Below are 11,786 nucleotides of genomic sequence, written 5' to 3'. Positions count from 1 at the left end.
CGTCCCTTACTGAAGACTCCTGAGAGCGCGTTCCAGGATCGCGGCGCCCTCCTCGGCCTCCGCGACGGACAGCGTCAGCGGCGGGGCGACCCGCAGCGCGCTGGTGTCATGGCCGCCGCCCTTGCCGATCAGCAGCCCGCCCTCGCGGGCCGCCTCCAGCACGGCCGACGCCGCCTCGGGCGCCGCCCGGCCGGTGCCGGGTTCGGCCAGCTCGATACCGATCATCAGCCCGCGCCCCCGCACCTCCCGGACGTACGGCACCTGCGCGCCGACCGCCCGCAGCCGCTCGATGAGCAGCCCGCCGACCCGCCGGGCGTTGCCCTGGAGATCGTGTTCCAGGAGGTACGTCAGGTTCGCGAGGCCGGCCGCCATGGTGATCTGGGTGCCGCCGAAGGTCGAGATGCTGTTGGCGTCCAGGCAGTTCATGATCTCGGCGCGGGCGATCACCCCGCCGATGGACGCGCCGTTGCCGATGCCCTTGGCGAAGGTGACGATGTCCGGCGGTCCGTTCTGCCCGTGCGCCTGCCAGCCCCAGAAGTGCTCGCCGGTGCGGCCCCAGCCGGTCTGCACCTCGTCGGCGATCCACAGGATGCCGCGCTCGGCGAGCACCTCGCGGAAGGCCGCGTACAGTCCGTCCGGGCCCGAGGTGAAGCCGCCGACGCCCTGGATGGGCTCGGCGATGAGGGCGGCGGGCGGGCGGGTGTGGCCGAGGAGGTCCTTCAGGTCCGCCACACAGGCCGCGGTGAAGTCACGGTCGTCGAGTTCGGCGTACGGGCCGCGGGTGCGGACACCGCCGTGGACGTACAGCGTCTGCAGCGGTGACAGGGAGGTCGGGGACCAGCCGCGGTTGCCGGTGATGCCGACGGCGCTGAAGGAGCGGCCGTGGTAGCTGTTGCGCATCGCCAGGATCGTGTTGCTCTGCCGGTATGTCGTCGCCAGCAGCAGGGCGGTGTCGTTGGCCTCGGTGCCGGAGGTGGTGAAGAAGACGCGGGCGTCCGAGATTCCGGACAACTGGGCGATGCGTTCGGCGAGTTCGACCATGGGCCGGTTCAGGTACAGGGTCGAGGAGTGCAGGATCCGTCCGGCCTGCTCGCTCACCGCCTTGGTGATCTCGGGCAGCGCGTGCGCGGTCATCGTGGTGAGGATGCCGCCGAAGAAGTCGAGGTACTTGTTGCCCTCGGAGTCCCAGACATGGCGGCCCTCGCCGTGGGTGATCTCCAGCGGGTCCTCGTAGAAGAGCGCGAGCCAGTCGGGGAGCACCCGGCGGTGGCGTCCCAGCAGATCGTCGGCCGTCACGGCTGCACCAGCCCTTCGTAGGCGTCGGGGCGGCGGTCGCGGTAGAAGGCCCACTGCTGCCGCACCTCTTCGATGACGTCGAAGTCGAGGTCGCGGACGACGAGTTCCTCCCTGCTGTCGCTGGCTACCTCTCCCACGAACTGTCCCCGCGGGTCGACGAAGTAACTCGTCCCGTAGAAGTCGTTGTCGCCGTACTCCTCGACGCCGACGCGGTTGATGGCGGCGACGAAGTACTCGTTGGCGACGGCCGCGGCGGGCTGCTCCAGGCGCCACAGGTAGGACGAGAGACCACGATGAGTGGCCGACGGGTTGTAGACCAACTGGGCGCCGTTCAGACCGAGTTGCCGCCACCCCTCCGGGAAGTGCCGGTCGTAGCAGATGTAGACGCCGACCTTGCCGACGGCGGTGTCGAAGACCGGCCAGCCGACGTTCCCGGGTTTGAAGTAGTACTTCTCCCAGAAGCCCTTGACCTGCGGGATGTGGTGCTTGCGGTACTTGCCGAGATACGAGCCGTCGGCGTCGATGACGGCGGCGGTGTTGTAGTAGAAGCCGGACTGCTCGACCTCGAAGACCGGGACGACGATCACCATGCCGGTCTCGCGCGCGAGCTCCCGCATCCGGCGCACCGTCGGCCCGTCGGGCACCGGCTCGGCCCAGCGGTAGTGCTCCGGCTCCTGCACCTGGCAGAAGTAGGGGGCGTTGAAGACTTCCTGGAACCCGATCACCTTGGCGCCACGGCGGGCCGCCTCATGGGCGTGCTCCTCGTGTTTCGCCACCATGGACTCGGTGTCGCCGGTCCAGGTGGCCTGGACCAGAGCGGCGCGGACGACGTTGGCCATGAGCTGCTCCTTCGACGGGACGTCAGAGCCTCTACGCCCGTAGACGCAGGCCGTAGAGGCACGAACGTAAGCCTCCCGGACGGGCTTGCCAAGACCATCGCCATTAACCCGCTGAGTCGATCCGGTTTCACACTCCTGTGGGTGAGTACCCCACCCGGTCAGGCGGCGAATCCGGCGACCCTCAGCGCGTGGACGAGGTCCCAGTGGCGCTCCTCCGACACACCCCGGGCGGCCTCCAGCAGCAACGGTACGAGGGTCGGCGGGTCCGCGGCCACGCTGCGCACGGCCTCCTCGGGGGTGCGGACCCGGACGTAGGCGTCCAGCAGGGCGCCGACCTCGCGGCGGCGCCCCTGACCGGCGAGCCCCAGCACGGCCCGTCCGACCTCGTCGGCGGGCCGGACGACCCCCTGGCGCATGATCTGCTCCGCGTCGGCGCCCCGGCCCGCGGCGACCAGCGCGTCCGCGGCGGCGACCAGCCGGTCGGCGGGCAGCGAGGCCGCCTCCCACAGCAGGGTGGCCCAGTCCGCGCCGAGCCCGGCCCGCTGAAGCTCGACGGCGAGCAGCGGGTAGCGCGCGGCGGACGAGTACGCGATCTCGGCGAGCAGCGCGTGCGCCTCGCCGCTGCGCCCCTCGTGCCGCAGCCGTACGAGCCGCTCGACAGCCCCCACGACCTCCCGCCGGTCGCCCCCGTCGACCGCTTCCACCCGCGGCTGCTCCACTTCCGCCGCCTCGGCGGCCCCGGCGAACCGGGCCCCTCGCGGGGTACGGCGGCCCGCGGCGGCCGGCTCGGGCAGTACCGGCACGGCAGCGGGCGGGACGACGACGGGGGCGGTCTCCTCCTCGGCCATCCCGGCGAAGCGCGCACCGCCGCGACGGCGTTTGCGCTGCTTGGGGGTGCTGCCGTCGTCGGGCGCGGGTGCCTGCGCCGGCACCCGCGCGTCCACGGCGGGCGCGGCCACGCCCCAGTCCCGCGTCGGCGGCTCCGCCGGCCGGCGGTCCAGCTCGGCCATCCGCGAGCGGAGTTCGGCGCAGCGCGCGGTGGCCCGCGCATGGTCGTCGCGGGCCCAGGCGAGGTCGTACCGGACGGCGTCGGCCTCGTCCTGGCTGGTGGCGACGGACAGCGACCGGCCCAGTTCCGCCTGCCGCTCCGCCGCGTACCGCTGCTCGCGGAGCATGACGTCGAGCCGGTCGCCGAGGGCGTCCCGGCCGCCGGGACGGGAGTCGTGGGCGAGGAGCGCGGCGGAGTGCAGCGCCCGTACGCCCTCCGCGTGGGCGCGGGCCGCTTCGGGGCCGCGGTCCGCCGCGAGGTCCTGGAGGAGTGCCTCCACCACGTCCCACGGCGGCACCTCACGCCCGTCGAGACAGGCCCGTATGCCGTCCGGATCGCGTTGCCAGAACACCCCGCACCAGCCGCCGCCCTGATCGAGGCGCGCCATCAGGCCGTTCAGGTAGTTCGCGAACTCCCGCACCCGAGCCGGGAGTTGTTCCACAGCCATGCCCAACACTCCCGCCTGACCGGAGTACTCCGGTCCGTAGGCAACACCAGCCGTGTTACGGGGAGGCTACGGGGAGTTTTCAGGTGGGACGCAGAGTACGCCTGCCCTGCCGGAACGTGACGTGCGGGCGCCCCTCACACCCCGGCCGGCGAGCACATCCCGGCCAGGTCGTCCATGGACAGGCCGAGCACCCGCGCCAGCGCGGCCACGGTGAAGAAGGCCGGGGTCGGCGCCCGGCCGGTCTCGATCTTCCGCAGCGTCTCGGCGGAGACGCCGGCCGCCGACGCGACCTCCGCCATACTGCGCCCGCCGCGGGCCTCGCGGAGCAGGCGCCCGAGTCGTTCGCCGCGCTCGCGCTCTTCCGGGGTGAGGGGGGTACGCACCATGACCCCATTCTAATACCGGTATAGTAATTGGCATGGTGGAGCTCAAGACAGACACATCGATCGATGCCATGCACGCCGCCGGACAGGTCGTCGCGCGCGCCCTCACGGCCGTACGAGAAGCCGCTGACGTGGGCGTTTCCCTGCTGGAGCTGGACGAGGTGGCGCGCGGGGCACTGCGCGAGGCCGGTGCGGGCTCGCCCTTCCTCGGCTACCGCCCCTCCTTCGCGCCGACGCCCTTCCCGGCCGTCATCTGCGCCTCGGTGAACGACGCGATCGTGCACGGCATCCCGACCGCCTACCGGCTGCGCGACGGGGACCTGGTCTCCATCGACTGCGGCGCCCAGCTGAACGGCTGGGCGGGCGACTCGGCGATCAGCTTCACCGTCGGCCGCCCGCGCCCGGCGGACCTGCGCCTGATCGAAACCGCCGAGCGCGCCCTGGCGGCGGGCATCGAGGCGGCCGTGGTCGGCAACCGCATCGGCGACATCGCCCACGCCATCGGCACGATCTGCCGCCAGGCCGGCTACGGCATCCCCGAGGGCTTCGGCGGCCACGGCATCGGCCGCCGGATGCACGAGGACCCCGGAGTCCCGAACGAGGGCCGCCCTCATCGGGGTATGCCACTCCGCCACGGCATGGCCCTGGCGATCGAGCCGATGCTGATCGCGGGCGGCACGGACGGCTACCACGCGGCGCCGGACGGCTGGACCCTGAAGACGAACGACGGTTCAAGGGCGGCACACACGGAACACACGGTGGCGATCACGGAGGACGGACCGAGGATTCTCACGGCCCGGTGACAGGCCTGCACATGCCCACCGCCCCCATCCGTGCCATCGTGACTTAAGCGCACCTTGTCCCATCGGGAAGGTACGAATCCGATGACCAGCGGCTACTTCCCGGAAGGTCCGGAGGGGGACCCCTTCGGAGAATTCCTCGCCCGATTCTTCGGCGGCCCCCGCCCCGGCCCCCGCCAGATCAACATCGGCCAGCTGCTCAGCCAACCCGCCAGAGAACTCGTCCGCGGCGCCGCCCAGTACGCCGCCGAGCACGGCAGCCGGGACCTGGACACCCAGCACCTGCTGCGCGCCGCGCTCTCCGCCGAGCCGACCAGAAGCCTGCTGAGCCGCGCCGGGGCCGACCCCGACTCCCTGGCCACGGAGATCGACGAGCGCTCGGGCCCGGTCCAGCACCCGCCGGGCGAGGCCCCGCCGCCGACCTCGCTGTCGCTCACCCCGGCCGCCAAACGCGCCCTGCTGGACGCGCACGACCTGGCGAGGGCCCGCGGCGCCGGTTACATCGGCCCGGAGCACGTGCTCAGCGCCCTCGCCGCGAACCCGGACTCCGCCGCCGGGCACATCCTCAACTCGGCGCACTTCGCGCCCACCGGGCTGCCGCCCGAGGCGCCGGACACCGCACCGCGACCGCGGCCCGAGGGACAGCACGCGGGCGAGACGCCCACGCTGGACAAGTACGGCCGCGATCTGACCGACCTCGCCCGGCAGGGCCGGATCGACCCGGTGATCGGACGGGACGAGGAGATCGAGCAGACCATCGAGGTGCTCTCCCGGCGCGGCAAGAACAACCCGGTACTGATCGGCGACGCGGGCGTCGGCAAGACCGCCGTCGTGGAGGGCCTGGCCCAGCGGATCGCCGACGGGGACGTCCCGGACGTGCTGAGCGGGCGGCGGGTGGTCGCGCTGGATCTGACGGGAGTTGTCGCGGGCACCCGCTACCGGGGCGACTTCGAGGAGCGCATGACCAACATCGTGGGCGAGATCCGCGCCCACTCCGACCGGCTGATCGTCTTCATCGACGAACTGCACACCGTGGTCGGCGCCGGGGGTGGCGGCGAGGGCGGTTCGATGGATGCCGGGAACATCCTCAAGCCCGCCCTCGCCCGCGGCGAACTGCACATCGTGGGGGCCACCACGCTGGAGGAGTACCGGCGGATCGAGAAGGACGCGGCGCTCTCCCGCCGCTTCCAGCCGATCCTGGTGCCCGAGCCCACCACCGCGGACGCGATCGAGATCCTGCGCGGCCTGAGGGACCGCTACGAGGCCCACCACCAGGTCCGCTACAGCGACGAGGCGCTGGTGGCCGCCGTGGAGCTGTCGGACCGCTATCTCACCGACCGCCGGCTGCCGGACAAGGCGATCGACCTGATCGACCAGGCCGGCGCCCGGGTACGGCTGCGCTCGCGCACCAAGGGCACGGACGTACGGGCCATGGAGCGCGAGGTCGAGCAGCTCGCCCGGGACAAGGACCAGGCGGTCGCGGACGAGAGCTATGAGCAGGCCACGCAACTGCGCGACCGGATCGTGGAGTTGAAGCAGCGGATCGCGGACGCGGCCGGGGACGGCGCAGCCGACGAGGGGCAGCATCTGGAGGTGACCGTCCAGGCGGTCGCGGAGGTGGTGTCCCGGCTGACGGGGATCCCGGTGGCCAGTCTCACCGAGGAGGAGAAGGACCGGCTGCTGGGCCTGGAACAGCATCTGCACGAGCGGGTGATCGGCCAGGACGAGGCCGTCCAGGTCGTGTCGGAGGCGGTGCTGCGGTCGCGGGCAGGGCTCGCCAGCCCGGACCGGCCGATCGGCAGCTTCCTCTTCCTCGGCCCGACCGGCGTCGGCAAGACCGAGCTGGCCCGGGCCCTGGCGGAGGCGCTGTTCGGCAGCGAGGAGCGCATGGTCCGGCTCGACATGAGCGAGTACCAGGAGCGGCACACGGTGAGCCGTCTGGTGGGCGCCCCGCCCGGTTACGTCGGCCACGAGGAGGCGGGGCAGCTCACCGAGGTGGTGCGCAGGCACCCGTACTCGCTGCTGCTGCTCGACGAGGTGGAGAAGGCGCACCCGGACGTCTTCAACATCCTGCTCCAGGTGCTGGACGACGGGCGGCTGACCGACGCCCAGGGCCGGACGGTGGACTTCACCAACACGGTGATCGTGATGACCAGCAACCTGGGCTCCGAGGCGATCACCCGGCGCGGCGGAGGCATCGGCTTCGGCTCGGGCGGGGCGGAGGCGGACGAGGAGGCGCGGCGCGAGCGGATCCTCAGGCCGCTGCGCGAGCACTTCCGGCCCGAGTTCCTCAACCGGATCGACGAGATCGTGGTGTTCCGGCAGCTCGACCCCGAGCAGTTGCGGCGGATCACCAATCTGCTGCTGGACCGGACGCGCCGGCTGATGCACGCGCAGGACGTCGCGGTGGAGTTCACCGGCGGGGCGGTCGACTGGCTCGCCGAGCGCGGCTATCAGCCCGAGTACGGCGCCCGCCCACTGCGCCGCACCATCCAGCGCGAGGTCGACAACCAGCTCTCCCGGCTGCTGCTGGACAACAAGGTCACCGGGGGCGGCCGGGTGACGGTGGACGTCGAGGACGGGCGGCTGGCCTTCCGCGCCGAAGGCAAGGATGCGGAAGAACCGGCGCCCGCCCCCGAGTTGTGACTACGACGCCGGCCGCACCACCATCGCGGAGCCACCGCCCCGGCGTACCTTCTCCGCGGCGGCGAGCCACTTGCCGTGCGGCAGGCGCTGTACGGCGGTCGCCGCGCCGATCTCGGGGTTGAGCCGGAAGCCGTGCCCGATGGACTCCAGCTGCCCCTTCAACGCGCTGTCCCACAGGCCCGGTTCGAGCTCGGTGGTGGTCTGGTTGCGCTGGCTCGCGCGCGGCGCGGCGATCGCGTCGACGAGCGGCAGGCCGCGGTCCAGATGGCCGGTGAGGGTCTGGAGCACGGTGGTGATGATGGTCGCGCCGCCCGGTGAACCGAGCGCCACCACCGGCTTGTCGTGCCGGTCGAGGACGATGGTCGGGGACATCGACGAGCGCGGGCGCTTGCCCGGCCCCGGCAGGTTCGGGTCGTGCACGGCGGGGTTGGCCGGGGTGAAGGAGAAGTCCGTCAGCTCGTTGTTGAGGAGGAAGCCACGGCCCGGGACCGTGATGCCGCTGCCGCCGGTCTGCTCGATGGTGAGCGTGTAGGAAACGACGTTGCCCCACTTGTCGGCCACCGTGAGATGGGTGGTGCTGTCGCCCTCGTACGTCGTCGGGGCCGCCGTGCCACCGGCGGCGCAGTCCGCCGGGTTCCGCGGGTCCCCCGGAGCGAGCGGGCTGGTCAGCACCGCGTCGTCCTTGATCAGGCACTCACGTGAGTCGGCGTACCGCTGCGAGAGCAGTTCCTTCGTCGGTACGTCCTCGAAGGCGGGGTCGCCGACCCAGCGCCCGCGGTCCGCGAAGGCGATCCGGCTCGCCTCGATGTAGCGGTGGAGGTACTGGACCTCGCTCGCCTTCGGCAGGTCGGTGTTCTCCAGGATGTTGAGGGCCTCGCCGACGGTCGTGCCGCCGGAGGAGGAGGGCGCCATGGAGTAGACGCCGAGACCGCGGTAGGAGCTCTTGCTGGGCGCCTGGACTTTGGTGCGGTAGGCGGCCAGGTCCTCGGCGGTGAGGTCGCCGGGGCGGGCCTTCCAGCCGGAGGCCGGGTCCACGGGCGGGCGGTTGACGGTGTCGACGATCTCCTCGGCGAGGTCGCCGCGGTAGAGGGCGCCGACGCCCTTCCTGGCCAGCTCGGCGTAGGTGCGGGCGAGGTCGGGGTTCTTGAACGTGGCGCCCACGGCCGGAAGTTCGCCGCCCGGCAGGAACAGCCCGGCGGTGTCGGGGAAGTACCGGAACCGCGTCTCGTTGGCGGCGGTCTGGGCGCGGAAGGTCTGGTCGACGGTGAAGCCGTCCCGGGCGAGCCGCTCGGCGGGCTTCAGCAGCGCCCCGAGGCTCCGGCTCCCCCACTTGTCCAGCGCCCGCTGCCAGGTGGCGGGCGTGCCGGGCGTACCGACGCTCAGTCCGCTGCTGACGGCCTCGGCGAACGGGATCGCCGTGCCGTTCTCCAGGAATAGTCCCGAGTCCGCGCTCAGCGGGGCGGTCTCCCGGCCGTCGATGGTGCGTACCGTACGGGACTTGGCGTCGTAGAAGACGAAGTAGCCGCCGCCTCCGATGCCCGCGGAGTACGGCTCGGTGACGCCCAGCGCGGCGGCGGTGGCGACGGCCGCGTCGACGGCGTTGCCGCCCTTGCGCAGCACCTCGATACCGGCGGCGGAGGCGTCCGCGTCGACGCTGGCGACGGCACCGCCGTGGCCGACGGCGACGGGGACCTTCTCGACGGCCGTGCCGGAGCCGCCGGGCGGCGCCGCGGCCCCCACCGACACCACGGCGGCCGACACCGCGAGGACCGACAGCTTGCGTGCGACGGTAGAACGCATCCGCACCTCCAGTCAGGGACCAGTTTGCGCAGCTTAATCCCTCGACATGCCCCCGTCAGGAGCACCCGCTACCATGCCCGCCCATGAATGACGACGTACGCAACATCGTCCTCGGCGTGGTGGCCGCGGGCATCAGTGCCGCGCTCGGCTGGCTGGCCCGGACCTATGTGTGGCGGCGCAGGCTCCGCCGCAAGCAGGCGTTCTTCGGGCTGCCGGAGAACTCGGAGTCACTCCTCGTCGTCAACCGCGACCCGGCCACCTCCGAACCCGCGGTGCACCGCTTCGACGTGTTCGCGCTGCTGGAGCTGTCCGCGCTGATCAAGGACTGCGGCGCGCACACCCAGGTGGTCACGCAGGACGCGGTCCATCAGGGCTTCGGCGAGCGCACCGAGTTCTGTGTGGGCGGCCCCGGCTCCAACCGGCGCATGGTGGCCCATATGTCCGCGATGCTGCCCGGGATACGGATCAACGTCGACCCCGAACCCGGCCCGGACCGGGGCGCCTTCCAGATCGGCACCGAGCGCTACCGCCTGGACGCAGGCGTGGCCGAGTACGTGCTGCTGGCCCGGCTCACCGCGGGCGACCCGAAGCAGAGCCGTCCGGTCTTCCTCTTCTGCGGCCAGCGCGCCATCACCAACCAGGCCGCGACCCGCTATCTGGCCCGCAACCACGAGCGGCTGGCCCGCAAGTACGGCAGCAACTCTTTCGTCCTGCTGCTGAAGGTCGCCAACTCCCAGGCCTATGGACCGGATGTGGTCGAACTCGTCGGCGATGTCACCCGGACCGCGCAGACACCCCTGCCGGCCGCGGCGACTCCCCGGAACTCCCACCGCGCCTCCTGAGACCACATACACTTCAACAATCGTTACTGGCACGTAACTTACCCACGGGTTACTTACGGTAAGAGGTCTTGGTTACCGTCGGGTCACTTTGCACTGACACGAGCGAGGAGTGACCCGTGGGACATCGCAAGGCTCTGCGCACAACCGCCGTGGGCATCGTCTCGGCGACCCTGATCGCCGGCGTCGGCCCCGTCGCGTCGGCGTCGACGGGCGGCATCCGCTTCGTCGACATCACCGGCGACGGCGGTACGACACTCAAGGCGAACGTCATCACCCCCGCCGACGCCGACGGCAGCCGCCGTTACCCGCTGCTGGTGTTCCCGACGAGCTGGGCCACGCCCCAGGTCCAGTACCTCGCCCAGGCCCAGAAGCTGGCGAACTCCGGTTACATAGTGGTCAGTTACAACGTCCGCGGCTTCTGGCAGTCCGGCGGCGAGATAGAAGTGGCGGGCCCGCCCGACGTGGCCGACGCCTCCCGGGTGATCGACTGGGCGCTCGCCAACACCCCGGCCGACGCGGGGCGGATCGGCATGGGCGGGATGTCGTACGCGGCGGGCATCAGCCTGCTCACGGCCGCGCAGGACGAGCGGGTCAGGGCGGTCGCGGCGCTCAGCGGCTGGGCCGACCTCATCGATTCGATCTACTCGGGCCGCACCCAGCACACCCAGGCCGCCGCGCTGCTGAACGGCACGAGCCTGGTCACCGGCAGACAGAGCGCCGAAGTCAAGGAGATCTTCAGCGCCTTCCGGACCTCCGACCTGAGCAAGGAGGACGCGATGGTCGCCTGGGGGAAGAAACGTTCAGTCACGACCTATCTGGACCAGCTCAACGACAGCGCCCCCGCGGTGTTCCTCGCCAACGCCTGGGGCGACTCGATCTTCCCGCCCAACCAGTACGCGGACTTCTACGAGAAGCTCACCGGCCCCAAGCGCCTGCAGTTCCGGCCCGGCGACCACGCCACCGCCGAGATCACCGGGCTGCTCGGTCTGCCCAACGACGTCTGGACCGACACCGAGCGCTGGTTCGACCACTATCTGAAGGGCGAGGCCAACGGCATCGACCGCGAGCAGCCGGTTCGGCTCAAGTCCCGCACCGGCGGCGGCTACGAGGGCTACCCGGACTGGAAGTCGGTCGGCGCGACCAGCCGGAAGATCACCCTCGCCGGTTCCACCACGATCCGCGCGAACGTCAACTCCGGCGCGGACGGCGGAACAGTCGTGCTCTCCGGCATCCTGGACCAGTTCGCCAAGGTGCCCCCGATGGCGTCCATCCCCCTGCTCCCGCGCCGCTGGGCGGCCGTGTGGCAGTCCGAGAAGTACGGATCCGCCCAACAGGTGCGCGGCACCGCCCGGTTGCACACCACGCTCACCCCGACCAAGGAGAGCGGCACCCTCGTCGCCTACCTCTACGACGTGGGGCCGCTCGGCCTCGGCAAGCTGGTCAGCAATGCGCCGTACACCTTCCACGGGCGTACGCCCGGAGAGCCGTTCGGTGTGGACCTGGAGCTGTTCTCCACGGCCTACGACGTCCCGGCAGGGCATCGCCTCGCCCTGGTAGTCGACACGGTCGACCCGCTCTATGCGGAGCACAACCCGACCGGCGCGCAGCTGACCTTCTCCTCGCCGGCGAACGACCCGTCCTTCGTGTCGGTCCCGTTGCGCGAGCAGTGATCTCCGGCTGCCGC

Annotated in this window: 9 protein-coding genes; 4 read left to right on the top strand and 5 right to left on the bottom strand. The window is 71.6% G+C overall.

Annotation, left to right across the window (positions count from 1 at the left end):
• Positions 1 to 6: 6 nt before the first annotated feature.
• From STRCI_RS32795 to STRCI_RS32780, 4 genes are all read right to left on the bottom strand, one after another.
• Complete coding sequence (locus tag STRCI_RS32795) at positions 7 to 1,296, bottom strand: aspartate aminotransferase family protein (protein ID WP_269662580.1); 1,290 nt, start codon at positions 1,294 to 1,296, stop codon at positions 7 to 9.
• Positions 1,293 to 2,135, bottom strand: a complete 843-nt coding sequence (locus tag STRCI_RS32790) for a nitrilase-related carbon-nitrogen hydrolase (RefSeq protein WP_269662579.1) — start codon at positions 2,133 to 2,135, stop codon at positions 1,293 to 1,295. The genes STRCI_RS32795 and STRCI_RS32790 overlap by 4 nt, the downstream gene beginning before the upstream one ends.
• 158 nt (positions 2,136 to 2,293) lie before the next feature.
• On the bottom strand, positions 2,294 to 3,631 hold the full coding sequence (locus STRCI_RS32785; protein ID WP_269662578.1) for a hypothetical protein: 1,338 nt from the start codon (positions 3,629 to 3,631) through the stop codon (positions 2,294 to 2,296).
• 134 nt (positions 3,632 to 3,765) lie between these two features.
• A complete protein-coding gene (locus STRCI_RS32780; RefSeq protein ID WP_269662577.1) occupies positions 3,766 to 4,017 on the bottom strand; it encodes a helix-turn-helix domain-containing protein in 252 nt (83 codons plus the stop codon).
• A gap of 32 nt (positions 4,018 to 4,049) precedes the next feature.
• On the opposite strand from STRCI_RS32780, the gene map reads away from it, so the two are divergent.
• Together map and STRCI_RS32770 are read left to right on the top strand one after the other, a co-directional pair.
• Entirely contained in the window at positions 4,050 to 4,817 is a 768-nt protein-coding gene (map, locus tag STRCI_RS32775) for a type I methionyl aminopeptidase (protein WP_269662576.1), read from the top strand.
• A gap of 81 nt (positions 4,818 to 4,898) precedes the next feature.
• Positions 4,899 to 7,460 (top strand): ATP-dependent Clp protease ATP-binding subunit, encoded by a 2,562-nt coding sequence (locus STRCI_RS32770; protein ID WP_269662575.1) that lies wholly within the window; start codon positions 4,899 to 4,901, stop codon positions 7,458 to 7,460.
• Here STRCI_RS32770 and ggt read toward each other — a convergent pair whose 3' ends face one another.
• A complete protein-coding gene (ggt, locus tag STRCI_RS32765; RefSeq protein ID WP_269662574.1) occupies positions 7,461 to 9,260 on the bottom strand; it encodes a gamma-glutamyltransferase in 1,800 nt (599 codons plus the stop codon).
• Between the two features lie 83 nt (positions 9,261 to 9,343).
• On the opposite strand from ggt, the gene STRCI_RS32760 reads away from it, so the two are divergent.
• Together STRCI_RS32760 and STRCI_RS32755 are read left to right on the top strand one after the other, a co-directional pair.
• Positions 9,344 to 10,102: a hypothetical protein gene (locus tag STRCI_RS32760; RefSeq protein ID WP_269662573.1), complete on the top strand. Its 759-nt coding sequence runs from the start codon at positions 9,344 to 9,346 to the stop codon at positions 10,100 to 10,102.
• A gap of 116 nt (positions 10,103 to 10,218) precedes the next feature.
• On the top strand, positions 10,219 to 11,772 hold the full coding sequence (locus STRCI_RS32755; protein WP_269662572.1) for a CocE/NonD family hydrolase: 1,554 nt from the start codon (positions 10,219 to 10,221) through the stop codon (positions 11,770 to 11,772).
• Positions 11,773 to 11,786 lie beyond the last annotated feature (14 nt).

Origin of the sequence: Streptomyces cinnabarinus, from assembly GCF_027270315.1 — a bacterium.
Classification (GTDB): Bacteria; Actinomycetota; Actinomycetes; order Streptomycetales; family Streptomycetaceae; genus Streptomyces; species Streptomyces cinnabarinus.
The sequence above is the reverse complement of the archived record's forward strand: the minus strand, read 5'-3'. Positions and strand labels throughout refer to the sequence as shown.